The sequence below is a fragment of the Aminobacter sp. UC22_36 genome, from assembly GCF_044056035.1.
In the GTDB taxonomy this organism is placed as follows: domain Bacteria; phylum Pseudomonadota; class Alphaproteobacteria; order Rhizobiales; family Rhizobiaceae; genus Aminobacter.
This window is the reverse complement of sequence record NZ_CP171996.1, coordinates 496,885-522,829: the sequence shown is the minus strand read 5'-3', so window position 1 is coordinate 522,829 and position 25,945 is coordinate 496,885. Positions and strand designations below refer to the sequence as shown.

31 protein-coding genes and 1 pseudogene are annotated in these 25,945 nt (G+C 64.0%); 10 read left to right on the top strand and 22 right to left on the bottom strand.

Annotation, left to right across the window (positions count from 1 at the left end):
• Window positions 1-144 precede the first annotated feature (144 nt).
• Entirely contained in the window at window positions 145-963 is an 819-nt protein-coding gene (locus tag ACHMW7_RS05550) for a sulfotransferase family 2 domain-containing protein (protein WP_395449341.1), read from the top strand.
• 164 nt (window positions 964-1,127) lie between these two features.
• On the opposite strand, the gene ACHMW7_RS05545 is transcribed toward ACHMW7_RS05550, so the two are convergent.
• From ACHMW7_RS05545 to ACHMW7_RS05535, 3 genes are all read right to left on the bottom strand, one after another.
• Complete coding sequence (locus ACHMW7_RS05545) at window positions 1,128-2,513, bottom strand: ammonium transporter (RefSeq protein ID WP_395449340.1); 1,386 nt, start codon at window positions 2,511-2,513, stop codon at window positions 1,128-1,130.
• A gap of 30 nt (window positions 2,514-2,543) precedes the next feature.
• Window positions 2,544-2,882, bottom strand: a complete 339-nt coding sequence (locus ACHMW7_RS05540; protein ID WP_055975214.1) for a P-II family nitrogen regulator — start codon at window positions 2,880-2,882, stop codon at window positions 2,544-2,546.
• A gap of 221 nt (window positions 2,883-3,103) precedes the next feature.
• Complete coding sequence (locus ACHMW7_RS05535) at window positions 3,104-3,976, bottom strand: acyl-CoA thioesterase (protein ID WP_395449339.1); 873 nt, start codon at window positions 3,974-3,976, stop codon at window positions 3,104-3,106.
• Between the two features lie 93 nt (window positions 3,977-4,069).
• Between ACHMW7_RS05535 and ACHMW7_RS05530 the strand changes: the two genes are divergently transcribed.
• Window positions 4,070-5,332 carry a ubiquinone biosynthesis hydroxylase gene (locus ACHMW7_RS05530; protein WP_395449338.1) on the top strand — a complete coding sequence of 421 codons (1,263 nt, stop codon included), beginning with the start codon at window positions 4,070-4,072 and terminating at the stop codon, window positions 5,330-5,332.
• A gap of 48 nt (window positions 5,333-5,380) precedes the next feature.
• Here ACHMW7_RS05530 and ACHMW7_RS05525 read toward each other — a convergent pair whose 3' ends face one another.
• Window positions 5,381-5,737 (bottom strand): YciI family protein, encoded by a 357-nt coding sequence (locus tag ACHMW7_RS05525; protein ID WP_395449337.1) that lies wholly within the window; start codon window positions 5,735-5,737, stop codon window positions 5,381-5,383.
• A 192-nt stretch (window positions 5,738-5,929) separates the two neighbouring features.
• Between ACHMW7_RS05525 and ACHMW7_RS05520 the strand changes: the two genes are divergently transcribed.
• On the top strand, window positions 5,930-6,355 hold the full coding sequence (locus tag ACHMW7_RS05520) for an OsmC family protein (RefSeq protein ID WP_395449336.1): 426 nt from the start codon (window positions 5,930-5,932) through the stop codon (window positions 6,353-6,355).
• Window positions 6,356-6,451: 96 nt separating this feature from the next.
• On the opposite strand, the gene ACHMW7_RS05515 is transcribed toward ACHMW7_RS05520, so the two are convergent.
• Window positions 6,452-7,426, bottom strand: coding sequence for an AraC family transcriptional regulator (locus ACHMW7_RS05515; RefSeq protein WP_395449335.1), 975 nt, complete (start codon window positions 7,424-7,426; stop codon window positions 6,452-6,454).
• Window positions 7,427-7,611: 185 nt separating this feature from the next.
• On the opposite strand from ACHMW7_RS05515, the gene ACHMW7_RS05510 reads away from it, so the two are divergent.
• The 4 genes from ACHMW7_RS05510 to ACHMW7_RS05495 all read left to right on the top strand — a co-directional run bounded on the left by ACHMW7_RS05510 (window position 7,612) and on the right by ACHMW7_RS05495 (window position 10,461).
• Complete coding sequence (locus ACHMW7_RS05510) at window positions 7,612-7,764, top strand: hypothetical protein (RefSeq protein ID WP_395449334.1); 153 nt, start codon at window positions 7,612-7,614, stop codon at window positions 7,762-7,764.
• A gap of 284 nt (window positions 7,765-8,048) precedes the next feature.
• Window positions 8,049-9,167, top strand: a complete 1,119-nt coding sequence (locus tag ACHMW7_RS05505) for a Glu/Leu/Phe/Val dehydrogenase (protein WP_395449333.1) — start codon at window positions 8,049-8,051, stop codon at window positions 9,165-9,167.
• Window positions 9,168-9,485: 318 nt separating this feature from the next.
• Entirely contained in the window at window positions 9,486-9,944 is a 459-nt protein-coding gene (locus ACHMW7_RS05500) for a hypothetical protein (protein ID WP_395449332.1), read from the top strand.
• Between the two features lie 7 nt (window positions 9,945-9,951).
• Complete coding sequence (locus ACHMW7_RS05495) at window positions 9,952-10,461, top strand: MarR family winged helix-turn-helix transcriptional regulator (RefSeq protein WP_395449331.1); 510 nt, start codon at window positions 9,952-9,954, stop codon at window positions 10,459-10,461.
• Between the two features lie 31 nt (window positions 10,462-10,492).
• On the opposite strand, the gene ACHMW7_RS05490 is transcribed toward ACHMW7_RS05495, so the two are convergent.
• From ACHMW7_RS05490 to sdhC, 8 genes are all read right to left on the bottom strand, one after another.
• A complete protein-coding gene (locus ACHMW7_RS05490) occupies window positions 10,493-11,281 on the bottom strand; it encodes a DNA polymerase beta superfamily protein (protein WP_395449330.1) in 789 nt (262 codons plus the stop codon).
• 150 nt (window positions 11,282-11,431) lie between these two features.
• Window positions 11,432-12,070, bottom strand: a complete 639-nt coding sequence (locus tag ACHMW7_RS05485; protein WP_395449329.1) for a YceH family protein — start codon at window positions 12,068-12,070, stop codon at window positions 11,432-11,434.
• Window positions 12,071-12,165: 95 nt separating this feature from the next.
• Complete coding sequence (locus ACHMW7_RS05480; RefSeq protein ID WP_184768200.1) at window positions 12,166-12,945, bottom strand: succinate dehydrogenase iron-sulfur subunit; 780 nt, start codon at window positions 12,943-12,945, stop codon at window positions 12,166-12,168.
• 10 nt (window positions 12,946-12,955) lie between these two features.
• Window positions 12,956-13,408 carry a DUF3052 domain-containing protein gene (locus ACHMW7_RS05475; RefSeq protein WP_395449328.1) on the bottom strand — a complete coding sequence of 151 codons (453 nt, stop codon included), beginning with the start codon at window positions 13,406-13,408 and terminating at the stop codon, window positions 12,956-12,958.
• Window positions 13,405-14,265, bottom strand: coding sequence for a glycosyltransferase family 25 protein (locus ACHMW7_RS05470; RefSeq protein WP_395449327.1), 861 nt, complete (start codon window positions 14,263-14,265; stop codon window positions 13,405-13,407). Before ACHMW7_RS05470 ends, ACHMW7_RS05475 begins: the two co-directional genes overlap by 4 nt.
• 98 nt (window positions 14,266-14,363) lie before the next feature.
• Window positions 14,364-16,199, bottom strand: coding sequence for a succinate dehydrogenase flavoprotein subunit (gene sdhA, locus ACHMW7_RS05465; protein WP_395449326.1), 1,836 nt, complete (start codon window positions 16,197-16,199; stop codon window positions 14,364-14,366).
• 3 nt (window positions 16,200-16,202) lie between these two features.
• Entirely contained in the window at window positions 16,203-16,598 is a 396-nt protein-coding gene (gene sdhD, locus ACHMW7_RS05460) for a succinate dehydrogenase, hydrophobic membrane anchor protein (RefSeq protein WP_395449325.1), read from the bottom strand.
• A 1-nt stretch (window position 16,599) separates the two neighbouring features.
• Entirely contained in the window at window positions 16,600-17,016 is a 417-nt protein-coding gene (gene sdhC / locus ACHMW7_RS05455) for a succinate dehydrogenase, cytochrome b556 subunit (RefSeq protein ID WP_395449324.1), read from the bottom strand.
• Window positions 17,017-17,428: 412 nt separating this feature from the next.
• Here sdhC and ACHMW7_RS05450 point away from each other — a divergent pair, with 412 nt between their 5' ends.
• A complete protein-coding gene (locus ACHMW7_RS05450) occupies window positions 17,429-17,782 on the top strand; it encodes a hypothetical protein (RefSeq protein ID WP_395449323.1) in 354 nt (117 codons plus the stop codon).
• A 2-nt stretch (window positions 17,783-17,784) separates the two neighbouring features.
• On the opposite strand, the gene ACHMW7_RS05445 is transcribed toward ACHMW7_RS05450, so the two are convergent.
• Both ACHMW7_RS05445 and leuC read right to left on the bottom strand, forming a co-directional pair.
• Complete coding sequence (locus ACHMW7_RS05445) at window positions 17,785-19,002, bottom strand: diguanylate cyclase (protein ID WP_395449322.1); 1,218 nt, start codon at window positions 19,000-19,002, stop codon at window positions 17,785-17,787.
• 166 nt (window positions 19,003-19,168) lie between these two features.
• Window positions 19,169-20,577 (bottom strand): annotated as a pseudogene (leuC, locus tag ACHMW7_RS05440) (3-isopropylmalate dehydratase large subunit).
• A 185-nt stretch (window positions 20,578-20,762) separates the two neighbouring features.
• Here leuC and ACHMW7_RS05435 point away from each other — a divergent pair.
• Window positions 20,763-21,281 carry a MarR family winged helix-turn-helix transcriptional regulator gene (locus tag ACHMW7_RS05435; protein WP_395449321.1) on the top strand — a complete coding sequence of 173 codons (519 nt, stop codon included), beginning with the start codon at window positions 20,763-20,765 and terminating at the stop codon, window positions 21,279-21,281.
• Between the two features lie 6 nt (window positions 21,282-21,287).
• Here the strand turns inward: ACHMW7_RS05435 and ACHMW7_RS05430 are convergent, their stop codons facing one another.
• The 6 genes from ACHMW7_RS05430 to ACHMW7_RS05405 form a co-directional block, all read right to left on the bottom strand.
• Window positions 21,288-21,836 carry an MgtC/SapB family protein gene (locus ACHMW7_RS05430; protein ID WP_395449320.1) on the bottom strand — a complete coding sequence of 183 codons (549 nt, stop codon included), beginning with the start codon at window positions 21,834-21,836 and terminating at the stop codon, window positions 21,288-21,290.
• Window positions 21,837-21,976: 140 nt separating this feature from the next.
• Complete coding sequence (locus ACHMW7_RS05425) at window positions 21,977-22,393, bottom strand: CopD family protein (RefSeq protein WP_395449319.1); 417 nt, start codon at window positions 22,391-22,393, stop codon at window positions 21,977-21,979.
• Window positions 22,390-22,719, bottom strand: a complete 330-nt coding sequence (locus tag ACHMW7_RS05420; RefSeq protein WP_395449318.1) for a DUF3817 domain-containing protein — start codon at window positions 22,717-22,719, stop codon at window positions 22,390-22,392. Before ACHMW7_RS05420 ends, ACHMW7_RS05425 begins: the two co-directional genes overlap by 4 nt.
• Window positions 22,720-22,794: 75 nt before the next feature.
• Complete coding sequence (locus tag ACHMW7_RS05415; protein WP_395449317.1) at window positions 22,795-23,430, bottom strand: class I SAM-dependent DNA methyltransferase; 636 nt, start codon at window positions 23,428-23,430, stop codon at window positions 22,795-22,797.
• On the bottom strand, window positions 23,427-24,233 hold the full coding sequence (locus ACHMW7_RS05410; protein ID WP_395449316.1) for an amino acid ABC transporter permease: 807 nt from the start codon (window positions 24,231-24,233) through the stop codon (window positions 23,427-23,429). Before ACHMW7_RS05410 ends, ACHMW7_RS05415 begins: the two co-directional genes overlap by 4 nt.
• A complete protein-coding gene (locus ACHMW7_RS05405; protein ID WP_395449315.1) occupies window positions 24,230-24,589 on the bottom strand; it encodes a winged helix-turn-helix transcriptional regulator in 360 nt (119 codons plus the stop codon). The genes ACHMW7_RS05410 and ACHMW7_RS05405 overlap by 4 nt, the downstream gene beginning before the upstream one ends.
• Before the next feature lie 76 nt (window positions 24,590-24,665).
• Between ACHMW7_RS05405 and ACHMW7_RS05400 the strand changes: the two genes are divergently transcribed.
• Window positions 24,666-25,049, top strand: a complete 384-nt coding sequence (locus ACHMW7_RS05400) for a YybH family protein (RefSeq protein ID WP_395449314.1) — start codon at window positions 24,666-24,668, stop codon at window positions 25,047-25,049.
• Between the two features lie 50 nt (window positions 25,050-25,099).
• On the opposite strand, the gene ACHMW7_RS05395 is transcribed toward ACHMW7_RS05400, so the two are convergent.
• Window positions 25,100-25,897 carry a basic amino acid ABC transporter substrate-binding protein gene (locus tag ACHMW7_RS05395; protein WP_395449313.1) on the bottom strand — a complete coding sequence of 266 codons (798 nt, stop codon included), beginning with the start codon at window positions 25,895-25,897 and terminating at the stop codon, window positions 25,100-25,102.
• Window positions 25,898-25,945 lie beyond the last annotated feature (48 nt).

The following is a 25,945-nucleotide window of genomic DNA, read 5'->3' as shown; positions in this document are numbered from 1 at the left end:
GGCTCGCCTGGGCCCCGGTCTCAAGTCAGCGCCAAACGATAGACACATTAGAAACATTGAATGTTCTCTCCGCTGTCCCGGCGCCCTGCTGGTACGGCAACGTCGCAACTCTTCTTCGCATCAAGCCACAACGCCAGGAGCCAGATGCCGACAGGACTGAGATTCTTCAACGCCACCTATTATCCCGTGCCCAAGAGCGGCAGCAGCAGCGTCAAATATCTGCTCATGCAGGTTGCCGGCCAGCATCAAGCGCTCGAAAACCCCGACGACGACGTCCACCATCGGCTTCCGACCTCGCTGGTCGATCCGTTTCGGCCAATGCACAATGCCGACGCCAGGCCCTTCACCATCGTCAGGGATCCGGTCGAGCGGCTGTTGTCGGCCTATTTCGACCGTGTCGTCAAAGCCAGGCTTCTGACCGGCGACGAGGCCGACGCCGACATGGCGCGCCAGCTCGGCCTTTCGCTCGAACCCGATCTCGAGACCTTCATCCTCAACGTCGAGGATTATTGTCAAATCTGCAGCGACGTCCGCTTCCACGTCGCCTCGCCGCGCTATTTCCTCGGCAGCAACCTGTTTTTGTTCGACAAGGTGTTCAAGCTGGAGAAGGTCGACCAGGTCGCCGCCTACATCAGCGACATCGTCGGCCAGACCGTGTCGATGCCGCATATCCACGTCTCCAGCGGCCAGACCAAAAGCGGCCAGGCCAAACCGTCCGACCTGTCGCCGGCCGCACTCGCCAAGGCACTGCGCTTCTGCCGCTACGACTACGCCTTCCTCGTCGATTTCTATGACGCCGGTCGCTGGGGCGCCATTCCGAGCGGCGCGCGACGCGATCCCTCGACCCTCAGCGTCTATCGCGACCCGGCGAAATACCAGGGCGCCAGCTACCCTCGCACGCCGCGCAATCTCCGCAATTTCCTGCACAAGCGCCCGCTCGATCCGGCGTTCAAGCTCGACTAAAATTCAAGCCCGACTAAAAAAGGAGGCCCGGATAGCTCCGGGCCTCAAAGCGCAGCTGCCTTTCGAGCGGCCACGACGGGATTTGGGAGGATGTTGCGCGGCCGTTACCCTGGCCGCGCGGTCGGAGCATGATCCCTAGGGGGAGGACCACGCTCCAACAGGCATCACGAGTGGTAGGCCACTTCGCCATGCGAGGTCAGGTCAAGGCCCTGGCGCTCGGCTTCGACGGTCGGGCGCAGGCCGACAAGCAGGTCGACCAGCTTGTAGAGCACCAGCGAGCCGATACCGCACCAGATGACCGTCACCGACACGGCGAGGAACTGTGTCCACACCTGGCCGCCGATCGACATCTCGCCGTAGCCGATGCCGCCCAGCGCCTTGGCGTTGAAGACGCCGGTGCCGATGGCGCCGATAATGCCGCCAACGCCGTGGATGCCAAATACGTCGAGCGAGTCGTCGTAGCCGAGCTTGATCTTCACCACCGCGACGAAGAAGTAGCAGATGACCGAGGCGATGGCGCCGAGTGCGATGGCGCCGACCGGACCAACGAAGCCGGCGGCCGGGGTCACCGCAACGAGGCCGGCGACCATGCCCGAGGCTGCGCCCAGCATCGACGCCTTGCCGCGGGCAACCACTTCGATGATCACCCAGGCGAGGATCGCACCAGCGGTCGCGGTGAAGGTGTTGATCATGGCAAGTGCAGCACCGCCATTGGCCTCAAGGTTGGAGCCGGCGTTGAAGCCGAACCAGCCGACCCACAGGATCGAGGCGCCGACCATGGTCAGCGTCATCGAGTGCGGCGCCATGTTGTCCTTGCCGTAGCCGGTGCGCTTGCCGATCACCAGCGCGCCGACCAGTGCGGCGATGCCCGCATTGATGTGGACGACAGTGCCGCCGGCGAAATCGAGCGCGCCCCAGCCATAGATCAGGCCGTCCGAATCCCAGACCATGTGGGCGATCGGGAAGTAGACGAAGGTGACCCACAGCGCCACGAACAGCAGCACGGCCGAGAACTTGATGCGCTCGGCAAACGCGCCGACGATCAGCGCCGGCGTGATGCAGGCAAAGGTCATCTGGAAGACGATGAAGACGTATTCGGGAATGACGACACCCTTGGTGAAGGTCGCCGACATGCTTTCAGGCGTCACACCGGCCAGGAAGGCCTTGCCGAGGCCGCCCCAATACGGGCTCGGCGCGTCGCCAAAGGCCATCGAGTAGCCCCAGAACGTCCAGATCACGATCACCAGTGCGACGATCATCGTGCACTGCATCAGCACCGACAGCATGTTCTTGGCGCGCACCAGGCCGCCATAGAACAGCGCCAGGCCCGGCAGTGCCATGAACAGCACCAGAAGCGACGAGGTCAGCATCCAGGCGACGTCGCCCTTCTCCATGACATCAGCCGGTGCGGGAGCTGCCGCTGCGGCGGCATCGGCCGCTGCGGGTGCGGTTTCCTGGGCGAAGGCCGCGACCGTTCCCAGGGCGGCGAGCGCGAGCGTGCCGACAAGGGCCGAGCGCGCCACCGTCTTCAATGAGGTTGGAATTTGCATTGAGGTCTCCATGAGAATTGGTTGGCCTGCTCAGAGCGCGTCGGTGTCGGTTTCGCCGGTACGGATGCGCACGGCCTGGTCGATGCCGAAGACGAAGATCTTGCCGTCGCCGATCTGGCCGGTCTTGGCAGCCCCGGTGATCGCCTCGACCGCCTTGTCGACGAGGTCGGTCGAAACGGCGACTTCGATCTTGATCTTGGGCAGGAAACTCACGGCATATTCGGCGCCGCGGTAAATCTCGGTATGTCCCTTTTGCCGTCCGTAGCCTTTGACTTCGGTGACGGTCAGGCCCTGGATGCCGACATTGGTGAGCGCTTCGCGCACCTCGTCGAGCTTGAACGGCTTGATGATAGCCATCACGATTTTCATCAGGTTTCACCCCTTGCTGATGCGGGTCCCCCGCGTTGCAGACGTCGCCAGCGGACCCGAAGACCACCGGTGAGTGACCTAGGCTATTCAAGCTCCGTGCCAGTTTGGTTTGGAGCAAGTTAAGGTGTTGAAAATGAAGGGTAATGCCTCAGGGGCAAGCAACATCCTTCGCAGGTGCAGCAAAGCACCTGCTTACATAATGTGCAAAATTCCTAAAATGCCTATTTCGTAGGCTTGGTGCGCAGGCGGATCAGCCCTTCCTGTGCCACCGAAGCGATCAGCGTGCCGTCCTGGGAATAGAGCGCGCCGCGGGTGAAACCGCGCGAACCCGAGGTCGAGGGACTGTCCTGGGTGTAGAGCAGCCAGCCGTCGAGATCATGCTCGCGATGGAACCACATGGCGTGGTCGATGCTCGCCGCCTGGATGTCAGGATCGAAGATGCCGCGGCCATGGGCAAAGGTTGCCGTATCGAGCAGCGTCATGTCGGAAAGATAGGCAAGCACCGCACAGCGCAATGCCCGGTCATTCGGCACCGGGCCTGTCAGGCGGATCCACACCTTCTGCAGCGGCGCCAGCTTGTCGCGGCTCGAATAATGCTCGGCATAGACCGGCCTGAGCTCCAGCGGCCGCTCCTTGGCCCAGAACAGCCTGATCTGCTCGGGCACATGGGTGGCTTCGGCCAAGAGCTCACGCTGCGATTTCAGCTCTTCCGGCGGCGGCACGTCGAGCGGCATCGGCATCTGGTATTCGAGGCCCACCTCGTCGACCTGGAACGAAGCCTCGAGCGAAAAGATCGCATGGCCGTGCTGGATCGCTACCACCCGCCGCGTGGTGAAGCTGCCGCCATCGCGGATGCGGTCGACCTCGTAGACGATCGGCACGGTGATATCGCCCGGCCGCATGAAATAACCATGCAGCGAATGCACGTGCCGGTCCGGCTCGACGGTGCGCTGTGCTGCTACCAGCGCCTGGGCGATGGTCTGGCCGCCGAAGACGCGTTGCCAGGCAACCTGCGGGCTGCGACCACGATACAGGTTGTGTTCCAGCTTCTCGAGATTGAGAATGCTGAGAAGCTCTTGTATTCCGGCCGGCATGCTTTCCCCTTTTCGGGACGAAGTATACCCCGGTTTCCAGCAGGAAGCCCCCGTCGAGTCAAGGCGGGAAGCCTAGCCGTAAAGGACGCCGCCATGGTCACGCGCGAATCTGACGACAACAAATCGACGCAGCTCGACGTGCTGGTCGCCGGTGCCGGCTATGTCGGCCTCGCCACCGCCGTCTCGATCAAGCAGGCGCGGCCCAATCTGCACATCGCCATCGTCGACGCCGCCCCGGCCGAGGTCTGGCGCAAGGACGGCCGCGCTTCGGCAATCGCCGCTGCTGCCTGCCGCATGCTCGACCAGCTCGGCTGCTGGGAAGAGATCGCGCCCGAGGCGCAGGCGATCACCGACATGATCATCACCGATTCGAAGAGTGCCGATCCCGTCCGCCCGGTCTTCCTTACCTTCGACGGCGAACTCGAGGCAGGCGAGCCCTTCGCCCACATGGTCGAAAACAGGTTGCTCAACGGCGCCTTGCGCCGCCGCGCCGCCGAACTCGGCATCGACATCATCGAGGGCGTCGCCGTCCAGGCCTTCGAAGCCGGCATCGCCGGCGCCAAGGTCCATCTTGCCGACGGCGTCAGCATCGACACCAGGCTTCTGGTTGCCGCCGACGGCGTCAATTCGAAGCTGCGCGACATGGCCGGCATCAAGATCGCGCGCTGGGAATACGGCCAGTCCGGCATCGTCTGCACTGTGATCCACGAGCGCCCGCATGGCGGCCGCGCCGAAGAGCACTTCCTGCCGGCTGGGCCTTTCGCCACCTTGCCGCTCAAGCCGACAAGGGATGGCGTCAACCGCTCCTCCATCGTCTGGACCGAGCGCACTGCGGACGCCGACAAGCTTGTCTCGGGTGACCCCTTCGTCTTCGAGATCGAACTGGAACAGCGCTTCGGCCTCAAGCTTGGCGAGATCCGCGTCGAGGGCAAGCCGCGCGCCTGGCCGCTCGGCCTGACGCTGGCGCGCGCCTTCGTCGCCCCGCGCTTCGCCCTTGCCGGCGACGCCGCCCACGGCATCCATCCGATCGCCGGGCAGGGCCTCAACCTCGGCTTCAAGGATGCAGCAGCGCTTGCCGAAACCATCGTCGAGGCCGACCGTCTCGGCCAGGACATCGGCGCGCTCGACGTGCTCGAACGCTACGAAACCTGGCGCCGCTTCGACACCGTGCGCATGGGCATCACCACCGACGTGCTCAACCGGCTGTTTTCCAACGACATTGCCCCGGTCCGCGCCATCCGCGACATCGGTCTCGGTCTCGTCGACCGTGTCCCCCGGCTCAAGGACTACTTCATCCGCCAGGCCTCCGGCCTGACGGGCGAAACCCCGCGCCTGCTCAAGGGCGAGGCTATCTGATCGCTACAGTTCGTCATCTGGGCGAGCCACAGCGTCACGCCCCCCGGGTCACGCCCCCGGAATATCGTAAATCGCCCTCACCTCGACCTTGCCCATTGCCGCTAGCGGAATGTGCGATGCGATCTCCAGCGCCTCGTCCTCGCCGGCCGCCTCGATCATGACGAAGCCGATCAGTTGTTCCTTGGTCTCGGCGAACGGCCCGTCGGTGACAAGCCTCTTGCCGTTGCGCCGCGTCACGGACCTCGCCGTCTTCACCGACTGCAGCGCCTCGGCTGCGATCAGCTTGCCCTTGGCTTCCAGCTGCTTGTCATAGGCCAGCGAGTCGCTATCGAGCTTCTCCTTCTGCTCGGGCGACAGCGTCCCGAACAGGCCTTCTTCGAGATAGACCAGGCAGACATACTTCACGGATGCTCTCCTTGGGTTGGACCGTGCTCGCCACAAGGACGCTGGCAGTGAAGACAAGCAGACATTTTCGCGAGAGACTTTTTTCGCACGGCGCCGCTTTCCCGGCGACGGAACGCTGGCAGGCGCGCGCGGCAGCGCTATAGTCTCACCCGGTTGCCGCACCTGGCCCCGTCAGAAATCATGGAGAACATCATGAACCACAGCGCCAACGCCGTCTGGAAAGGCAATCTGAAGGAAGGCTCGGGAACGCTCAACACCCAGAGCGGCGCGATCAAGGACCAGCCCTACTCGTTCAAGGCCCGCTTCGAGGACGAAACCGGCAAGTCGGGCACCAACCCCGAGGAGCTGATCGCCGCAGCGCATGCCGGTTGCTTTGCCATGCAGCTGTCGCACTTCCTCGCCGAGAACGGCACGCCCGCCGACAAGCTCGACGCCAAGGCAGTGGTGACGCTCATCCCCGGCACCGGCATCACCGAAAGCGCGCTGACGCTTGTCGGCACCGTGCCCGGCATCGACAATACCAAGTTCCAGGAACTTGCGGCCAAGGCCAAGGAAGGCTGCCCGGTTTCCAAGGCGCTCGGCGCGATCAAGGTCTCGCTCAACGCCAGCCTCGCCTGACCAAGGCCCTGCGGGGCGCCGGGCGCGCCATCGGCCCGAGCGTCGCTTGCGCCCCTCGGAAAGCACGATGCGCCAGGCCCGGTGCCCTTTGCCGCTTCAGGCAGCCAGCCCTTCGGCGCGCACCTCGGATGGGGTCGCGTCGAAGCGCCGGCGAAACACCCGGTTGAAATAGGACAGGTCGTTGAACCCGGCTTCGTAGGCGATGTCGGTGATGCTGCGCTGTGCCCACAGCGGGTCGGCCAGCATGCGGTGCGCCCGCTTCAGCTTCTGGCCAAGCGCAAACTCGGTGAACGAAAGCCCCTCGCTCTCGAACAGCTTTCTGACATAGCGCGGCGACAGCTTGTGCTCGGCGGCGATCGCCTCGGCCGACAGCCCGCGCAGGTCGCCCCGCGCTGCGATATCAGACTTGATCGCCGCCAGCCTGGCGGCGCGCAAACCACGCCCCAGCGCCACCTGTTCGGCGTCGCGTTCAGCACCCAGCGTCAGCGCCGTCAGGTCGAGCAGATGGCTCGCCACCATGCGCGCCATGTTGCCCGGAAGCGGCTCGTCCAGCTCCTGCAGCGCCGTGGCATAGGTGATCAACAGCTGCATCGGGCCATGGCTGATCGGGATGGGCCGCATCATCATCCTGGAGACGTCGCCGAGCAGCGGCTGCAGTGCCTTCCTGTCGAAGCGCAGGTTCACATAGGTGAAGCCGGGGCGCGTGACATTGGCGCCGGCCCGCCCTCCGGGCACGAACATCGCGCAGCCCGGGCGGATGCTCTCGTCCTGGCCGCCAACCTGCATGTGGCTGCCGCCTGACAGTGCCGCGAGCAGGATCACGTCGTCATTGTCGATCATCTCCTTGCCGATGCCGACCTTGATCGGCGAGGCCGAGCCGGTGGCGATGCCGACGCCTGGCAGCAGCCGCACCCGCATGTCCATGTGGACAGGCGCGCCGTCGACCGGCTCGAGATCGGCATTGAGGATGGTGCGGCCATAGACCTCACGCAGCACGGCAAGCCGCTCCTGCGCCGGGAGGTCGTCTGTCAACACGCGAAAAGAGGCGTTCTGCCCGTCAGAATTCGTCATTGGTCTACTCAACGATACACAACCAAGGCGGGCAGACACTCTTTCTAATTCGCGTCAATGAATAGGTCAAGCCCGTACCGTCGAGACCCGAAGAAGGGGCCGCGCAGTCCAAGAACGGCGTCGTCCGCCCGTCTAGTTTGCGCTCACGAATCGAAGTGGTCAGTCCAGCAAACGAGGTGACGGACATGTACCGCCTGCAATTCTGGAAGACGCTCGTGGCGCTCGCCGCGGCCGGCTTCAACCCGCGCGCCTTCCTTGCCCCCATGGCGCTTGGCGGAAAGCTCCCCGAACCGGCTGAGATGCGGCAGCCGAAGGAGAACAAGGAACCGGAGGCCTGATCCACCAGGACAGGCTCTGAAGCGCCGGCGCCTTGCGCCGGCGGCTGACGGAGTCTGGCTGCAAGGAATGCCAGGGCAGTGGCATTCCGACCAGCCGGCAGGCCGGGCGCGTGGGGGGCAGTCCCGCGCCCGGCCACCCTTCCGCTCGCCCCGGCGTTTTGCGTTTGTTGCGCGGCAAAGCGGCAGCGCGCAATGCGCGGTCGCGCCGCGCCCCGTCTTCGAAACCAAAAATCGCCGGAAATGTTTAGCTTTCGAGGGGACCAGCGCACCCGGGAGGAACCCTCATGCTGAACGTCCTTGAACCGCGTCATCCGCAGCCATCGGTCGCGACCACGCTCGAAATCACCGACATCACCTCAGACGTCCGCCATCTCGACGGCTTCGACCATCACGAGCAGGTCTGGCTCGGCCGCGACACGGCGCGCGGGCTGACCGCGATCGTCTCGGTCCACACCACCGTTCTCGGGCCCGCCCTCGGCGGCACCCGCATCTGGCCGCACAACAGCTTCGAAGCCGGCGTCATCGACGCGCTGCGCCTGTCGCGTGGTATGACCTTCAAGTCGGCCATCGCCGGTCTGCCGCTCGGCGGCGGCAAGGCGGTCATCATCGCCGACGCCAAGACCGAAAAGACGCCCGCGATGCTCGAGGCCTATGCCGAGATGCTCACCACGCTCCAGGGCCAGTACATCACCGCCGAGGACGTCGGCATGACGCTGGCCGACGCCGATTTCCTCGCCGAGCGCGCCTCAAATGTCAGCGGCACCACCAAGGGCGGCAGCGGCAACCCTTCGCCCTTCACCGCCGAAGGCACCTTCGTTGGCCTCAAGGCAGCGCTGCGCCACCGCACCGGCAGCGACAATCTCGCTGGCGTCCGCGTCGCCGTCCAAGGCCTCGGCTCGGTCGGCTGGTCGCTGTGCCAGAAGCTCCATGCCGAGGGCGCTGTGCTGACCGTCTGCGATCTCGATGCTGTCAGAACCGCCCGCGCCGCCGAGCAGTTCGGTGCCACCGTCGTTGAGGGCAATGCCATCATCGCAGCCGACGTCGACATCTTCGCGCCCTGTGCGCTGGGCGGCATGCTGTCGGCCGACACCATTCCGCTGCTCAAGGCGAAGATCGTCGCCGGTGCCGCCAACAACCAGCTGGCGACGGCCGAGGACGGACAGCGCCTTGTCGAACGCGGCATCCTCTACGCGCCCGACTACGTCATCAACGCCGGCGGCGTCATCAACGTCGCCGCTGAAATGGCTGCTGGCGGCTATGACGTCGCGACCGTCAACCCGCGCGTCGCCCGCATCGCCGACACGCTGACCGCGATCTTCCAGCGCGCCGACAGCGAAGGCCGCACCACCGACGCGGTGGCCGAAGCCATGGCGCGAGAGATCGTCGAAGCGGCGCGCAAGTAAGCGCCGGCCTCCCCTTCTGCCCTGCGGGAGAAGGGCATTCGCATCGCATCTCCCTTCGATCATAAACAAGCAAAACGGCCCGGTTGCTTCGCAGCCGGGCCGTTTTTCGTTCGACTATTGTCAAGGGCTCGCCCTTCGACAGGTCGCTGCCGGCACCGCCATCAATCGCCCCTTGTTGCTGCACCCCCTCCAAGCCGACCGTCATAGAAAGGGTCCATCCCGACGTCGTGAAACCGCGCGAATTTCTCCATCATCATATATCTTGATTATCAAGATATTCGATTATAGAGCTAATTGGCCATTCCCAGAGGTTCAACAATGCTCTCATTTCCGCTCATCTCCACCGGCCTTGCCGCCGCACTCGCTTTGATGTCCATCGGCGGCGGCCTCTATGAATTCTCGGTCGTCGATCCGGCCTGGCCCGAACGTCGTGACCTGATCCAGCCGGACCTCGGCGGCCTGTCACGCCGCCGCTTCTGGATCCCGGCTCATACCGCCTTCGAGATCGCCCTGATCGTCGCACTGATTGCCTGCTGGTCGGCCCCCGACGCCCGCTTCTGGCTGCTCATCGCATTCGCAACGCACGTCGTCATGCGTGTCTGGTCGGCCTTCGATTTCATCCCCAAGGCCCTGGCCTTCGAAAGGTTGGCGTCGAAGGCAATGGACCAGGACGCCGCCCGGCGCTGGACGCAGCGTAGCAGGCTGCGCCTGCCGCTCGATCTGGTGGTTGGCTTGTCGATGCTGTTGGCTTTCGCCACCGTCATCCGGTCGCTATGAGTAGCGGATGCAAAAAGACGCGTCCGCCCACCACGACCTCATCGCCGCGCTCGACCGGGAGATGCGGCGCATGGGCGCGCAAAACATCGTCACCAGCCAGACGGTGGCCGAGCGCTTCGGCCTGCACACCACCGATCTCGAATGCCTCGATCTGCTGTTCATGCGCAAGGCGGCGACACCAGGTGAACTCGCTGCCGCCACCGGGTTGAGTTCGGGCGCCATGACCGCCCTGCTCGACCGCCTCGAACGCGCCGGTTATGTCGAGCGCCAGGCCGATCCGGGCGACCGTCGCCGCGTGCTGCTACGTATCAAGGCGGAAGCGATCAAGCCGATCGAGGCGGCCTACGGGCCAATGCAGGCGCGCATGCAGAAGCTGTGGTCGGGCTACAGCCAGGCCGAGCTTGCCACCATCGTCGACTTCCTCAAGCGCAGCACCGATCTCGCGGTCAGCTGCGTCGAGGAGATGCGCGGCGATGCAGCGACGATGCCACCTAAACGCGGCCGTCCCAAAGGCTAACGGGGCCTACGCAATACGAAAAACGCCGGACTTACACCCGGCCTGCTGGCGCGAGGCGATGGCTCCATGTGCGCCAGAAATCATCGACGAGTCGCTCGCTGCCAGGTCGGCGTGCCTCAGCCCCATCACGCCATATCTGCGCGCGGGAGAACTCCGTAGCCAGGAACCCCAGAATGGGGCCGGGAACCGGGCCGTCACCGAGTTCTCGCGTCTCGGCCTTGCGCGCGATCAATGCCTGAATCGCATCGATGACGGAGGACTCCAGAGGCACTCCGGCGCAAAGGGTCGGGAAATTCATTGGAGCAATTGCCGAGTTCGGATTCTCGTCGAGCCATTTCAAGGCCATCAACGGACGCAGCGCATAGAATAGCTTCTTCAATGGCACCAGATCCGGCGTGGTCAGGAAGCGGTCGAACTGATTGGCTGCCAGATGATAGTAGTGCCGGCCGGTCAATGTGCGATCAGCGACTTCGTCGCCAAGCTTCAGGAACGCCTCGCGAAACTCGGTATCGCATTGGTAGGTCAAGGGGGACGTCAGCCACTCGACCACCACCACATTGCCCTTGAGCAGGAGCTTCAAAGCCTTGGATAGCTCCCAGCCATTGACGTCAAGGATCGAGGTCAACGGCGTTTCAATGACATCGCGCTCGGGGAACAGCGTGAAGGTCTCGCTGACTGCCCTGACAAATACAAATCGGCAGTCATAGTCGCTATCGGGCGAAGGAAATCCCCAGGCTCGGCTTCCGCTTTCGACGGCCAAGGGGATCGACACATTGTGTTGACGTTCGATGTCGACCAGGCGGGTGTCGATCTCGGCCACGATTGCCGGATCCATAGATGCTGGAAAATGCCGATCGATCAAACCTGCCCCCTCGCACGCCCATCGCTGCCGAACGCTATAGCAGATGTGATGGATCAAGGTCGATCAGTCGGGTGGCAATGCCAATCGCCAGCTGGCGTTCCGCGCCGCCTATCCGCCGACCGCGTCGAGCCGCGCCTTCAGCGCGGCGACTTCCTCTTCCAGGAGCCGGACGCGTTCCTCGAGTTCCGAGACAACGGGGGCAGCAGCGCTCGGGGCCCGACTTGTCGTGACAACAGCGGCATCGACATCACCGGACAAAAGATGCGCGAAGCGATCCTCGCGCTGGCCGGGAGCGCGGCCGATCTCCTTGACCAGGGCCGGCCTGCGGCCGATCAGCATGTCGAGTTCGCCACGCAGGGCGTCGGCATCGGCGAAGTTCGCCATGCGCTCAGTACGGGCTTGCAATTCGTAGACCGTCTGCGGTCCGCGCAGCAGAAGCAGGCCGATCAGCGTGCTCTGGTTGCGTGTCAGCGAGAATTTCTGCGCCATCTGATGTTCGTAGCGCTCGACGCGCGAGGCGAATTGCTGCTTCGCCAGCCCCTTCGCCTGCAACATGCCGAGTGCCCGGGTGATGTCGACGATCTCCAGGGCCATGACCGGCTCGCGCGACGTCTTCTGGTTGGCGGCGGCAACCAGCGCATTCGACGTCATCGGGTAGACGTCGGGCGTCAATTCCTTCTTCTCGATCAGGCAGCCGAGAACACGTGCTTCGACCGGGGTGAGGTGGGGAAGGTCCGTGTCCGTCATATCAGCTGCTACCTCACACCCGCCGTTCCACCATCATCTTCTCGATTTCGGCTGCCGCGACGCCACAGGCGCGCAGCCAAAAACCGATCGCCGAACTAAACCCGGCGCTCCACCATCATCTTCTTGATCTCGGCGATCGCCTTGGCCGGATTGAGACCCTTGGGGCAGGTCTGGGCGCAGTTCATGATCGTATGGCAGCGATAGAGCCGGAATGGATCCTCGAGATTGTCGAGGCGCTCACCCTTGGCTTCGTCGCGGGAGTCGATCAGCCAGCGATAGGCCTGCAGCAGCGTTGCCGGGCCGAGATAGCGGTCGCCGTTCCACCAGTAGCTCGGGCACGAGGTCGAGCAGCAGGCGCACAGGATGCACTCGTAGAGGCCGTCGAGCTTCTGGCGATCCTCATGGCTCTGCAGCCATTCCTTCGCCGGCTCCGGCGACACCGTCTTCAGCCAAGGCTCGATCGAACGGTGCTGGGCGTAGAAATTGGTGAGGTCGGGCACCAGGTCCTTGACGACAGGCATGTGTGGCAGCGGGTAGATCTTCACCGCGCCCGAAATGTCGTCGCAGCCCTTGGTGCAGGCGAGCGTGTTGGAGCCGTCGATGTTCATCGCGCAGGAGCCGCAGATGCCTTCGCGGCAGGAGCGGCGCAGCGTCAGCGTCGGGTCGATCTTGTTCTTGATGTAGAGCAGCGCGTCCAGCACCATCGGGCCGCAATCGTCGACATCGACGAAATAGGTGTCGATGCTCGGGTTCTCGCCGTCGTCGGGCGACCAGCGGTAGATCCGGTATTCACGCAGGTTGGTGGCACCCTCCGGCTTCGGCCAGGTCTTGCCTTGCTTGATCTGCGAGTTCTTGGGGAGTGTTAGTTCGACCACGATCGGTTCCTCACAGCTTGGCGCGCAGTTCCTTGCGGATGACGAGCTTGAGCCCGCTCCACACGGCGTCCACGGCACAGACCTTCACGTCGACCAGCCCTTTAGGCAGCACGACGTCGCGAATGACATCCTCGGTGATGTCGGTGGCGATCTTCGACGCCTTCTTGGGCCAGGAGATCCAGACAGCGCCATCGGGCGCGATCATCTTCTTGAATGTCTCGACATTGGCTTCGAGATCGGCACGCTTGCCGGTGAAGGCATGAACGATGTCATGCCTCTCGCCCGCCTCGCCAAGCGCTGTCCAATCGGTCAGCGTCGTCGCGGCGAAGTCGCGCGCCGTAACCAGTCCGTCGAGATCGCCCGGCAGGTTCACGAACACCACGCTCTGGCCGTCCTTGAGGCCAAGCTTGGCCGCCAGCGGCGTTGCCGAATATCCTGTTACGGGCAATGTCGCAGCCATCATGCTGCCGCCTCCGCAGTCAGACGGCGCATCTGCTGGACAATGTCTGCGGGAGACCACGGCGCCGTGTAGATCTTGAGCAGCGACAGCGGCGAACCATGCACGGCGTTGAGCCAGAGCTTGAGCCTGAGCGTGCCGCGCACGAGACCCTGCTGCAGGAAGTGGAACGGGTCGCGCCGCTTGACGTGGCGATGCGGTGTGCGCAGCTCGCCCATCGTCGTGTCAGCGCCGGCCTGGACGATCAGCCAGGGCGACGAATGCATCACGTCGCAGCCATGCAGGCCCGGATTGGAGATGAAGTCGTCGACCGGCACCGCAAGCTTGCCGGCCTTGGCGAGCAGCTGTTCAGCCGCCTTGCGCGTCACCAGATAACCGGCGCCGCCGGAAGACGGGCGCAGCGAGCGCACCAGCTTGGCGCGCCCAAGATCGGCCACCGGCACGGACAGCCGGCCGCCGCTCCGCACCAGGCCTTCCAGCTTGACGATGTCGAAGGCCACACCGCTTGCAAGCAGCCGCCGCATGGTCTCTGCGAAACCGTCGAGCGGCACGGCGTCGTCTTCCAGGATCACCGCATGATCGTGGCCGGATACCAGGAACGCCTTCAGCGCCAGCATGTGGCTGGCAAAGCAGGCCTCCTCGACGAGTGCGAACATCCGGTTGCGCAGCGGGTTCCAGCCAATGCCGTTGGGCCGCATGGTCAGCGTCTGGCCACGCACGGCAAGCACGTCGTCGGGCTTGCGCACATCGACAGCGGCAACGCGTTCGAGCGGCCACGGCATGGCGCCGAACAGCCGCTGGATCTCGGCCCAGCGATGCGGCGAGCGGTCGAGATTGATGGCAAAGAAGCCGAGTTCGCTCATCGCCGGCACTCCCGGCGACGGTTGGCGCGCGCGCAAGCGAGGACGGCCGCTTCAGGCCCTCCTGCTTGCCAAACGCTGCGTCGCGCCTCGGCCATGGCTCAGTACACCCGCGCCTTGGGTGCGATCTTGGCCAGGCTGATGCCGCCGTCTTCTTCCTTGAGCAGCGGCTCGGTGTGAACAGGACGATAGCTCAGCGTCACCTCGCCGTCCTCGGCGACATGGGCCAGCGTGTGCTGGCGCCAGTTGACGTCGTCGCGGGCCGAGAAGTCCTCGCGGGCATGCGCGCCGCGGCTTTCCTTGCGCGCTTCGGCACCGTAAACGGTAGCGATCGCATTCGACATCAGGTTCTCGAGCTCCAGCGTCTCCACCAGGTCCGAGTTCCAGATCATCGAGCGGTCGAAGACCTTGATGTCCTTCATCTCGCCCCAGATCTTGGAGATGCGCTTGCAGCCCTGCTCCAGCGAATCCTGGGTGCGGAACACGGCGGCGTCTTCCTGCATCGCCTTCTGCATCTTTTCGCGCAGCACCGCCGTCGGCGTGCCGCCATTGGCATGACGCAGGCGGTCGAAACGGTCCATGATCTTTTCGACCGATGCCGCGTTCGGCGCCTGGATCGGCGCGTTGCGGTCGACAACTTCGCCGGCGCGGATTGCCGCCGCGCGGCCGAACACCACCAGATCGATCAGCGAGTTGGAACCGAGACGGTTGGCGCCATGCACCGAAGCGCAGCCGGCCTCGCCGACGGCCATCAGGCCGGGCGACACGCGGTCGGGGTTACCCTTGGTCGGGTTCAGCACTTCGCCCCAGTAGTTGGTCGGGATGCCGCCCATGTTGTAATGCACCGTCGGCAGCACCGGGATCGGCTCGCGGGTCACGTCGACGCCGGCGAAAATCTTCGCCGATTCCGAGATGCCGGGCAGCCGCTCGTGCAAGACCGCCGGATCGAGATGGTCGAGATGCAGGAAGATGTGGTCCTTGTTCTTGCCGACGCCGCGGCCGTCGCGGATCTCCAGCGTCATGCAGCGCGAAACGACGTCGCGCGACGCCAGGTCCTTGGCCGACGGCGCGTAGCGCTCCATGAAGCGTTCGCCCTCGGAGTTGACGAGATACCCGCCTTCGCCGCGTGCGCCTTCGGTGATCAGGCAACCTGAACCGTAGATGCCGGTCGGGTGGAACTGCACGAACTCCATGTCCTGCAAGGGCAGGCCGGCGCGCGACGCCATGCCACCGCCGTCGCCGGTGCATGTATGCGCCGAGGTCGCGGAGAAATAGGCGCGGCCGTAACCGCCGGTCGCCAGCACCACCATCTTCGCCGAGAAGCGGTGGATGGTGCCGTCATCGAGGTTCCAGGCCACGACACCGGTGCAGGTGCCGTCCGGCTCCATGATCAGGTCGAGCGCAAAATATTCGATGAAGAACTGGGCGTTGTGCTTCAGCGACTGGCCATACAGCGTGTGCAGGATGGCATGGCCGGTGCGGTCGGCGGCAGCGCAGGTGCGCTGCACGGGCGGGCCGTCGCCATAGTTCATCATGTGGCCGCCGAACGGGCGCTGGTAGATCTTGCCTTCTTCGGTGCGCGAGAACGGCACACCGTAATGCTCGAGCTCGTAGACGGCGGCAGGTGCTTCGCGCACCAGATATTCCATCGCGTCGACATCACCGAGCCAGTCCGAACCCTTGACGGTGTCATACATGTGCCACTGCCACGAGTCCGGGCCCATGTTCTGCAGCGAGGCGGCAATGCCACCCTGTGCCGCGACCGTGTGCGAGCGGGTCGGGAACACCTTGGTGATGCAGGCGGTCTTCAGCCCCTGCTCGGCCATGCCGAGCGTGGCGCGCAGGCCGGCACCGCCGGCACCGACAACGACGACGTCGAACTTGTGATCGACATAGGTATAGGCGGAAGCTCCGCTGGTCTTGCCGTCCTTGGCCACCGTTCAGCCTCCAAATGCCAGTTTGAGCAGGGCGAAGAGCGAGGCGACGCCGACAGCTACGGTAAAGAAAGTGTTGAGCATGATGAGCGTCACCTTGAGCAACTCGCCATGCACGTAGTCCTCGATCACGACCTGCATGCCGAGACGCATGTGGTAGAGGCCCGAGACCAGCACCAGGGCCAGCACCAGCGAAACCAGCGGATTGGCCAGCGAGGCGCGCACGGTCGCGAAATCGGCGCCGTTGAGCGCGATCAAAAGGCCGACGAAAAACAGCATCAGCGGAATGTTGGCGACCGCAGTCAGGCGCTGGCGCCAGAAATGCTCGGTGCCCTCGCGGGCGGAGCCGAGGCCGCGGACCTTGCCAAGCGGCGTGCGCATGTCGTTGTTGGAGCCGCTCATCTCACATCCCTCGCGCCATGTAGCCGGCGATCCAGATCAGCGCCGTCAGCACCACCGAGCCGGCCAGCGTCGCCCAGGCGAATTTCGAGGCGGTGTGCTTTTCGAGCGCGGCCCCGGTGTCCCAGACCAGATGGCGAAGGCCACCCAGCATGTGCAGCATCAAGGCCCAGGTGTAGCCGAGCAGGACCAGCTGGCCGATCCAGCTGCCAAACACCCAGCTGACGAATTCGAAATAGTGCTGCGAGGTCGCCGCAGCGATCAGCCACCAGGCGACCAGCAGCGTGCCGAAATAGAGCGCGCAGCCGGTGATGCGGTGCAGGATCGACGTGGTCATGGTGATCGGCGGGCGATAGATGGTCAAATGCGGCGACAAGGGCCGCGCACGCGACGTGGCTTGGGTTGCTTGTGATTTGCTCATGGCTCCCCCGGTCTGCATCCGAGCGTGGCTATCTTTGAATACGGCGCCGCCGCACCGTTTTGCGACGTCGGAACTGCGCGCTTTCTAAAGCTCTTTTTGCACCGCGTCAAAGTCGGAAAACCGTTCTGGCTCATCTATTTAGTCGCATCACGGCTTCAATCGATTGAACAAATGCCGCCGCTACCCGCATGGGTGAGTCGGTGCGGAACGTGCGGGCAGAATCGGTAGCGAAGGCATCCCCCATCGGGACGACGCGGCGGCTACCCGTTCGTTGGCGTTGACCGGCGACCGGCTCGCATTCAGGAAAAATTAACCATGTTTGTTAATCTTTTCCGCGCAAGAAGGCCCGAAGCCTTAACAAAGATTAAGAAATCATTAATCTCCTGTCCGACCGAACATGGAGATTTGCCCGATGCGTTCCGCGCTGGCTCTGACCGCAACTGCATCCCTCATGCTTGCCGCTGGCATGGCATTCACCTCTCCAGCCGCAGCCGGCGGAAGCCACGAACGCGTCTATGCCGATTCTTTCGGCAACCTGATCGTCGAAAGCACCGTGGGGTACAAGCGTATCATTGTCGGCGAAGGCGCTTCGGCCCGCAAGCTCGCCGCATTCACCGGCTCGACCAGGCCGAAGGTCATCTATCTCGACGAGCCGGACCGCAAGGTTGCACGCTGCTATCGCCCGCCCATGCTGCTCAAGGGCCGCAGCTACATGTACGGCTTCTCCGAAGGCGAGATTCCGCAACCCGGCCTGGTTTGCCGCTGAGTTTATCTGCTCGACGGCTTGATGCCGAACGGCACGACGGTCGAATCCGCAAACAGCGCGATCGAACCCCACACCCGGACGCAGTCGCGCCCATCCTTCTTGGCTTCGTAGAGCGCGGCATCGGCCCGCACCATCAGCTGGTCGATGCTTTCGCCGGCGACGAGCTCGGCAACGCCGAAGCTTGCGGTGAAGCGGCAATCGCCTGGCAGTCCGTCGACCGGCATGCCTGAAAATGCCGAACGTGCGCCCTCGGCGAACAACCGCGCCGACGCCAGATGCGCACCGGGCAGGATGATCGCGAACTCCTCGCCGCCGATTCGCCCCGCGACATGATGCCCGGCCTTTGATTCTTGAATGAAGCGCGCGAAGGCTTCGATGACACGGTCGCCGGAAGCATGGCCGTAGCTGTCGTTGATCGACTTGAAGTGATCGAGATCGGAGATGACCAGCGTGATCGGCAGCCCCTGGCGCACCGCATCGCGCATGGCGCTGGCTGCCCGGCGCTGGAAACCGCCACGGTTGAGCAGGCCTGAAAGCGCATCTGTCTCCGACTTCTGCGTCGCATCGAGCAGGATGTCGCGCACCAGGATCACCATCAGCATCAGCGCGATCGACAGCGCAAACACCGTGCCGAGCGCCTGCGAGATCATCGCATAGGTGCTCTGGAGATAGTGGTGCGGATCGGAGCCCGGACCGCCCACGGCAAGCGCCAGATAGGGTTTTGAGAAGAACTGCAGCGCGCTCGCCAGCAGCACGCCCGCCAGCACGTAGTCGAACTGGCTGAGTTGCCGGCGCGAGCGCAGGATGGTTGCCGCACCGACCGCCTGCGCTACGGCGTAAGGTGTCTGGTAGGTCATCATGCGCAGCAGCGAATCGCGGAGCAATCCTTGCGTGGCAAAGACCGCAATCGTCGACAGCACGAGGAACGCCGCCATCAACCACCATGCCGGCTGTGCGTCGTAGCGGCTGGCCAGCCCGACATTCATGATCAGCAGCGTCACGAGGAATGCCACGAAGTTGGCGGTGACGATCAGCCGCGTGTCCTCAAACATCGGGATCGCGAATTCGGTGCCGATGTAGAGCAGCCCGGTGAGATAGCACAGCGCGAACCAGCGCGCCGGGATGCGCCGTTCGTCATAAAGCGCAATCGACATGAAAGCGCCGGCCAGAAGGCCGGCTACGAACACGTTGATCGCAAGAATGAACTCCGCACCGGTCATCGTCGCCAGCAATCTCCTTCGCGCGGATGACACCACAAGCCGGCGAAAAAGACGTTAACGCAAGGCACGAAATGCGGGCGATCCCCAAGACCTGAAACGAAAAAGGCGACGGAACAGTTGCTCCGCCGCCTTGTCCTTTTTCATCGCCGGGCGTGCCGGCCGCGTCTCAGTGCCAGTCGCGGATGTCGACGAAATGGCCTGCGATCGCGGCAGCGGCAGCCATGGCCGGCGACACCAGATGAGTGCGGCCCTTGAAGCCCTGGCGGCCCTCGAAGTTGCGATTCGAGGTCGAGGCGCAGCGTTCATGCGGCTTGAGCCGGTCGTCGTTCATCGCCAGGCACATCGAGCAACCCGGCTCACGCCAGTCGAAGCCGGCAGCGACGAAGATCTTGTCGAGGCCTTCGGCTTCCGCCTGCTCCTTGACCAGGCCCGAGCCCGGCACGATCATCGCGCTGACGGTCGAGGCGACCGTGCGGCCCTCGACGACCTTGGCGACGGCACGCAGGTCTTCGATGCGGCCGTTGGTGCACGAGCCGATGAAGACGCGATCGACCGAAATGTCGGTGATCTTGGTGCCGGCGGTCAGGCCCATATAGTCAAGCGCGCGCTTCTTGGAGTTGCGCTTGTTCTCGTCCTCGATGATTTCCGCATCCGGCACCACGCCGGTGACGGCGACGACGTCCTCGGGCGACGAGCCCCAGGTGACGATCGGCGGCAGCTTGGCGGCGTCGAGCACGATCACCTTGTCGAAATGCGCGCTTTCGTCGGTCTGCAGCGTCTTCCAGTACTCCAGTGCCATGTCCCACGCCTTGCCTTTCGGCGCGCGCGGCTTGTCCTTGACGTAGGCGTAGGTGGTCTCGTCAGGCGCGATCAGGCCGGCGCGGGCGCCGCCCTCGATCGACATGTTGCAGATCGTCATGCGGCCTTCCATCGACAGCGCGCGGATCGCCTCGCCGGCATATTCGATCACATAGCCGGTGCCGCCGGCGGTGCCGATCTCGCCGATGATGGCGAGCACGATATCCTTGGCGGTGACGCCGTCCGGCAGCTGGCCGTCGACACGCACCAACATGTTCTTGGCCTTCTTCTGGATCAGCGTCTGGGTCGCCAGCACGTGTTCCACTTCCGACGTGCCGATGCCATGCGCCAAGGCGCCAAACGCACCGTGCGTCGAGGTGTGGCTGTCACCACAGACGATGGTCATGCCCGGCAGGGTGAAGCCCTGCTCGGGTCCGACGATGTGGACGATGCCCTGGCGCTTGTCGTTTTCAGAGTAGTACTCGACGCCGAAATCGGCCGAGTTCTTGGCCAGCGCCTCGACCTGGATGCGGCTTTCCTCGTTCTTGATGCCGTTCTTGCGGTCCGGCGAGGTCGGCACGTTGTGGTCGACGACGGCCAGTGTCTTTTCCGGGTGACGCACGGTGCGGCCGGTCAGACGCAGCCCTTCGAATGCCTGCGGCTCGTCACTTCGTGGACGAGATGGCGGTCGATGTAGAGCAGGCAAGTGCCGTCGTCCTGGCGGTCGACAATGTGGTCGTCAAATATCTTGTCGTAGAGGGTGCGCGGTGCGCTCATGATCTTGGATCCGTCGATATGAACATGGGAAGGCTGAGGCGCCGAAAGCCCGTCGGCTCGGCGAAAACGACTAAATAAGTCGGCTGGTCAACGCGCCTGAAATCCGGGCAAAGAATCGCGACGGCAGGCGCTTGTGGTCCTGCAGCACGAAACCCTTGTAGGCCGGATCTCCAAAGAGCTCTTCCATGGCCTGCTCATATCAATCTTTTCCCTATCCGGCAATTGGAGCGTGGCAGGACGCAAAAAGCAGCGGATGGAACCGCCGTCCCGCCCGCACCGGCCCTTGGTGTCAGGTCGGTCAGGCGTACGTCGACACAGCACTCGACGACGCCGGCTTCGGCGACATCCGGCCGCCGCACGCCAATGTCTTCACCTTCACCCCGCCTGAGGGCATCCAGGTCAGCGAACTGACCAAGCTCGCCCATGTCCGCAAGCAGACGATGACCCAGGCGGTCGAGGAGTTGGAGAAGCTTGGCTATGTCGAGCGCAGGCCCGATCCCAACGATCGCCGCGGACGACTGGTCTTTCTCACTGAGCGCGGCAAGGCCGTGCGTCCCATCGCCTCCGCCACCGGGCGCAAGGTCGACGCGCGCTGGGCCGAACTGACCAGCCCGGACGAAATGGAGACACTACGCCAGGCGCTCAGGCTGCTGTTCGAAAAGGTGCGGGATGACGTGCCGACACGACCAGGCGCCGAAGCCTGACGGCAGCTAGGCGCGCTTGCCCTTGGCCGCTGCCTTGCGCGCCACCGGCTTCTCATCGCGTTTGTCCTCGCTCAGGTCGAACTTCACCTCGAGCGAGTGCATCAGGCCGAGAACGACAAGCACCATGAAGGTGCCGAAGCCGGCGATCTGCCAGAAGCCAAGCCCTGCGGCGAGACCGATGGCGCCGGCCAGCCACATGCCGGCACCTGTGGTCAGGCCCTGCAATTCGCCACGTGCAAACAGGATGGTACCCGCCGCGAGGAAGGCGACGCCCGCCGTCACCGCCTCGACCGCGCGGATCGGGTCGACCTTGACCATCTCTTTCATACCGGCAGCCGCAAACATCGGCGCATGAACGATCTCGATGGTCAGTATGCCGAAGGTCGCGGCTGCCACGCACACCAGCACATGGGTCCTGAGGCCGGCCGGCCGGTTGCGCCATTCGCGCTCGAAACCGATGACGGCGCCGAAGATCGTTGCCAGCAGCAGACGCGCGACGATGACGGGAAACGAAGTGTAGGTCGGATGGCCGAATTCTTCGACGAGCTGTTCCATGAGGGCCTCATTCTGGTTCGGCCCCCAACGCGCCATGGCAAGGGTGGTTCCGCCGGCCCAGCCTGAAAGGCGCGGCGCACCCGCGCCCCGCCTCGTCCAGGACGGCTGCACTCAAAGCGCCCCACTTAAAACGGCCCTACTTAAAACGGCTTGACGATCACCAGCCCGACAATGCCAAGCAACAGCAGGCCAACGACCCAGTGCAGCCTGAGCACGAACGGCGCCGGCTTTGCCAACCTCGCCCCCGACATCTGCCTGAGCTGGCCGGACAAGACGCCATGCAGACCCGACATCGCCACGACAAACGCAAGCTTGGCATGCAACCATGCGTCGCTGAAATAGCCGACATCATAGGCGAGATAGAGCCCCAGCCCCCACACCGCCAGCATTGCCGGCGTCACCACCGCGGAAAAGCCCGCCCGCAGCTGTGCCGCCTGTCTGGCATCGATGCCGCCGCCTGCGGCCATGCGCGACAAGGTCAGCGGCACGAAGATCATGCCCGACAGCCAGACCACCATCGCCACGACATGCAATGACTTGATGACGAGATAGCTCATAGCCCAGCCGCCTGGTTCGCGGCCCGGACGGCAAGATAGCGGTCGTTGATGAAGGTGCCGAAAGGTACGAGACAGGCAAGCCCGGTGCGTAGCATCTCCTTGGGCGACCAGCCGCCGCCGGAGAAATTGTCGACCAGGCAAACGACGTAGAGCACGAAGGCAAGGCCGTGGACCGGACCGGATGCGCTGACGATCGCGGGATAGCCGGCCAGATGTTTCATCGGCACGGCGACCAGCACAAGGAGGAGCAGGGTGCTTCCTTCGAAGAGGCCTGCAAGACGCAGGCGGGAAAGTGGATTGGCGAGGGCCTGGCGAATGGTTTCCATGCCGCGAGATTTGTCCGCGACATAGCCAACCGCAATCGTCCATCCGGTCGCAGAGGCCTAATGACGCGCGACATATCAGACAGCCCTGAATATGTACGCCTTGACCAGCACATCCGGCTCGGCCACGGCAAAGGCGCGGAAAACGGGGCTTTCCTCGACCGCCCGCCATCTGCCTGCAGTTTCCAGCTCGGCGAACTTCCCGCGGAAACCACCTGTTTCCAGCACCATGCTGCGCACGGTAAAGATGACGAACCCGCCCGGCCGCGTGATCCGGACCAGTTCGTCCAGGCCGGAGGCAGGTGCATGGCCCGCCGTGAAAACGCCCGTCGAGAAGACAGCTGCGAAATGCCCGTCGGCCCAAGGCAACGGCCCGCCGAGGGCTGCTTGCGTCAGCGCCTTGTAGCCGCCCCGCGCCCGCGCCAGGTCGAGCATCTCCTCGGACAGGTCGAGCCCTTCGATGTCGCCATAGCCGAGCGCCTGGAGATACGGCCCCGACAGCCCGGTGCCGCAGCCGGCGTCGAGCAGCGGCCCGTCACCCTTGGGCACATGTCGCGCCACCCAGGCGGTGATCATGAAGGGCAGGCAGTAGCCAAGCGCTGCCGTCTCGGTGTCGTAGCCGTTTGCCCATGCCGCATAGGCCGCGGCAAGCTCCGTTTCCGTCTCCGCCTGATAAACCATGTCGAGCGCGGTCTTGTCGGCGTCTCCCATCATGGCGTGAAATCTCTTCGCAGCCGCCGCTCCAGGGCGCGCAGGGCCAGAGACAGCCCCAGCGTCAGGATCAGGTAGACATAAGCCACGATGGAATAGGTTTCGAAGAAGCGGAACGAGCCGGAGGCATAGACCTTGGCCATCTGGGTGATGTCGGCCACACCGAGCACCGAGACCAGCGAGGAATCCTTGACCATGGCGATGAAGTCGTTGCTGTAGGGCGGCAGGATGGTCTTGAACGCCTGCGGCCAGACGATCAGCCGGAAGCGCTGGTAACGCGAAAGCCCCAGCGCCTTTGCCGCCTCGATCTGGCCGACATCGACGGCCTGGATGCCGGCGCGGAAGATTTCGGCGATGAACGACGAATAGGCGATCATCAAGGCGATGATCGCCCGCCACAGCAGCGAGAAGTCGCGCACCTGCATCGGCTCGACCAGCCCGGCCGACTGCAACGGGATGGACACCCAGTTCCATGCCACGACGAAGGCCGGCGCGCCAACGAAGGCGATCCAGAACAGCAGCACCAGGATCGGCAACCCGCGGATGATCTCGACATAAAAACGCGAGACCTGGCGCAACACCTTGGAATTCGATAGCCCGAGCAATGCGATGAACAGGCCCAGCGCCGACGCCATGGCGAAAGCGACGATGGTGACGAAAAGCGTCACCCAAAGCCCTTTGACCAACGTCGTCAGGATCTGGCCGTAGACATCGCTGGCCGCGATCGTCACCGCTGAAACAATCCCGATCGCCACGGAGGCCACCAGCCACCACGGAAAGTCGTCCTTCTTGACCCGGTGGCTCATGCCGCGTCCTGCCGCGGCCCGGCAAAGGAATGCGGCAGTGTCTCGAACTGGTCGAGAAGGGCAACCACCCGGCGACCGCCCGCCGTCAACGAATAGACCACGCCGCGCGGAAAGGCGGCGGCCTCGTCGCGCTCGATGAGCCCGCGCCGCAACAGACCGTCCAGCCGCTCCGACAGCACCTTGGCAGTAATACCGGGCAGCTGTGTCATCAGGTCGCCATGCCGCTTCGCCCCCACCGACAGCTGCCACAGCACGAGCGCATTCCAGCGGTGACCGAGAAAGGAAAGCCAATCCTCGACCGGGCACACTTCCGGCCGCCGTGGCGTCGGCACCTCGCGCTCGCTGGTCGCGGTCATCTCTGCACTCATTCGGGGTACCCGTTTGGATAGTTCTGAAACGGCGTGTTCTGGTCGCCGAAACAGGAGAAAGCCAATGTCATTGAAAGTCTACCGGCCAGCCGACATGAACGAAACCTTTGCCACCATCCGCAACAGCGGCGATGTCGAGGCTCTGCTGGCGCTCTACGAGGAAGATGCCCGCCTGCTGGTTGCTGCCGGCGGTTCCGGCTTTGCCGGCAAGGCCGCGATCGCCGGGGAGCTTGAAAGGCTCGTGCGCATGCCGGGCACGATGACGTCGAGAAACACCTTCTGCGTCGAGCACGGTGACTTGGCGCTGCTGCGCGCCGATTTCGCAATCGTCGATGAGGAAGGTCTTACCCTCTATTCCGGCTTCACCGCCGAGATCGTGCGCAGGCAGGCCGACGGCACTTGGCTCTATGTCGTCGACCACGCCGGCGCCAGCCGCTACGGATCCTAGGCCCGACGGCGGCTTGCCGTCTCCGCCGAGAAGCGGAGACGGCAGCACAATCACTGGCCCATCTTGTAGTCGAGGAACCACTTCTTGTTCAGCGCATCGAAGGTCCCGTCAGCCTTGAGCGCGGCGATCGCCTGGTTGATCGGCGCGACGAGGTCCGAGCCCTTCTTGAAGATGAAGCCGAAATCCTCGCTGCCCAGCGGCGCGCCCACCACCTTGAGCTTGCCTTCGGAAGCGTCGACATAGCCCTGAGCTGCGACGCTATCGGTCAGCACCAAGTCGACGTCGCCAGCCTTGAGCGCCTGCACGGTGGCGCCGAAGGTCTCGAACAGCTTGATGCGCGGGTTCTGCTCGTTGCCGTCGAGGATCTCGTAGACCGCGGTGTAGAACGGCGAGGTGCCCGGCTGCGCCGCGATCAGGCCGTCCTTGAGGGCACCGAAGCTCTTGGCGTCGGTAAAGCGGCTCTCGTCGGCGCGTACCAGCATGAACTGCTGCGAACGCATGTAGGGATCGGAGAAGTCGACCTTTTCCTTGCGCTCGTCCTTGATGGTGATGCCGGTCATGCCGACCTGGTACTGGCCGTCTGATACCGCCTGGATCATCGCATCCCAGCTGGTGTTCTGGTACTCGATCTTGAAGTTCAGCCGCTTGGCGATCTCGTCCATGGCATCATATTCCCAACCGATCTGCTTGCCGGTCTTGGGGTCGATGAACTGCAGCGGCGGATAGGCGTTCTCGGTCACCACGACGACCGACTTGCCGCCGAGATCGGGTAGGCTCTGGGCCATAGCGGCAAAAGGCACAAGCACGACAGCCAGCGCGCCGGCCAGCGACAATTTGAAGTTTGACATGATTCCCCGAAAACACAAGACCGGCGGCGCCGGTCGATTTGCGCCAGA

What these genes read in the sequence shown, in the direction of transcription:
- ACHMW7_RS05550 (WP_395449341.1), top strand. Translation starts at nt 145, where the DNA reads ATGCCGACAGGACTGAGATTCTTCAACGCCACCTATTATCCCGTGCCC.
- ACHMW7_RS05545 (WP_395449340.1), bottom strand. Translation starts at nt 2,513, where the DNA reads ATGCAAATTCCAACCTCATTGAAGACGGTGGCGCGCTCGGCCCTTGTC.
- ACHMW7_RS05540 (WP_055975214.1), bottom strand. Translation starts at nt 2,882, where the DNA reads ATGAAAATCGTGATGGCTATCATCAAGCCGTTCAAGCTCGACGAGGTG.
- ACHMW7_RS05535 (WP_395449339.1), bottom strand. Translation starts at nt 3,976, where the DNA reads ATGCCGGCCGGAATACAAGAGCTTCTCAGCATTCTCAATCTCGAGAAG.
- ACHMW7_RS05530 (WP_395449338.1), top strand. Translation starts at nt 4,070, where the DNA reads ATGGTCACGCGCGAATCTGACGACAACAAATCGACGCAGCTCGACGTG.
- ACHMW7_RS05520 (WP_395449336.1), top strand. Translation starts at nt 5,930, where the DNA reads ATGAACCACAGCGCCAACGCCGTCTGGAAAGGCAATCTGAAGGAAGGC.
- ACHMW7_RS05515 (WP_395449335.1), bottom strand. Translation starts at nt 7,426, where the DNA reads ATGACGAATTCTGACGGGCAGAACGCCTCTTTTCGCGTGTTGACAGAC.
- ACHMW7_RS05510 (WP_395449334.1), top strand. Translation starts at nt 7,612, where the DNA reads ATGTACCGCCTGCAATTCTGGAAGACGCTCGTGGCGCTCGCCGCGGCC.
- ACHMW7_RS05505 (WP_395449333.1), top strand. Translation starts at nt 8,049, where the DNA reads ATGCTGAACGTCCTTGAACCGCGTCATCCGCAGCCATCGGTCGCGACC.
- ACHMW7_RS05500 (WP_395449332.1), top strand. Translation starts at nt 9,486, where the DNA reads ATGCTCTCATTTCCGCTCATCTCCACCGGCCTTGCCGCCGCACTCGCT.
- ACHMW7_RS05495 (WP_395449331.1), top strand. Translation starts at nt 9,952, where the DNA reads ATGCAAAAAGACGCGTCCGCCCACCACGACCTCATCGCCGCGCTCGAC.
- ACHMW7_RS05485 (WP_395449329.1), bottom strand. Translation starts at nt 12,070, where the DNA reads ATGACGGACACGGACCTTCCCCACCTCACCCCGGTCGAAGCACGTGTT.
- ACHMW7_RS05475 (WP_395449328.1), bottom strand. Translation starts at nt 13,408, where the DNA reads ATGATGGCTGCGACATTGCCCGTAACAGGATATTCGGCAACGCCGCTG.
- ACHMW7_RS05470 (WP_395449327.1), bottom strand. Translation starts at nt 14,265, where the DNA reads ATGAGCGAACTCGGCTTCTTTGCCATCAATCTCGACCGCTCGCCGCAT.
- sdhD (WP_395449325.1), bottom strand. Translation starts at nt 16,598, where the DNA reads ATGAGCGGCTCCAACAACGACATGCGCACGCCGCTTGGCAAGGTCCGC.
- sdhC (WP_395449324.1), bottom strand. Translation starts at nt 17,016, where the DNA reads ATGAGCAAATCACAAGCAACCCAAGCCACGTCGCGTGCGCGGCCCTTG.
- ACHMW7_RS05450 (WP_395449323.1), top strand. Translation starts at nt 17,429, where the DNA reads ATGCGTTCCGCGCTGGCTCTGACCGCAACTGCATCCCTCATGCTTGCC.
- ACHMW7_RS05445 (WP_395449322.1), bottom strand. Translation starts at nt 19,002, where the DNA reads ATGACCGGTGCGGAGTTCATTCTTGCGATCAACGTGTTCGTAGCCGGC.
- ACHMW7_RS05435 (WP_395449321.1), top strand. Translation starts at nt 20,763, where the DNA reads ATGGCCTGCTCATATCAATCTTTTCCCTATCCGGCAATTGGAGCGTGG.
- ACHMW7_RS05430 (WP_395449320.1), bottom strand. Translation starts at nt 21,836, where the DNA reads ATGGAACAGCTCGTCGAAGAATTCGGCCATCCGACCTACACTTCGTTT.
- ACHMW7_RS05425 (WP_395449319.1), bottom strand. Translation starts at nt 22,393, where the DNA reads ATGAGCTATCTCGTCATCAAGTCATTGCATGTCGTGGCGATGGTGGTC.
- ACHMW7_RS05420 (WP_395449318.1), bottom strand. Translation starts at nt 22,719, where the DNA reads ATGGAAACCATTCGCCAGGCCCTCGCCAATCCACTTTCCCGCCTGCGT.
- ACHMW7_RS05415 (WP_395449317.1), bottom strand. Translation starts at nt 23,430, where the DNA reads ATGATGGGAGACGCCGACAAGACCGCGCTCGACATGGTTTATCAGGCG.
- ACHMW7_RS05410 (WP_395449316.1), bottom strand. Translation starts at nt 24,233, where the DNA reads ATGAGCCACCGGGTCAAGAAGGACGACTTTCCGTGGTGGCTGGTGGCC.
- ACHMW7_RS05405 (WP_395449315.1), bottom strand. Translation starts at nt 24,589, where the DNA reads ATGACCGCGACCAGCGAGCGCGAGGTGCCGACGCCACGGCGGCCGGAA.
- ACHMW7_RS05400 (WP_395449314.1), top strand. Translation starts at nt 24,666, where the DNA reads ATGTCATTGAAAGTCTACCGGCCAGCCGACATGAACGAAACCTTTGCC.
- ACHMW7_RS05395 (WP_395449313.1), bottom strand. Translation starts at nt 25,897, where the DNA reads ATGTCAAACTTCAAATTGTCGCTGGCCGGCGCGCTGGCTGTCGTGCTT.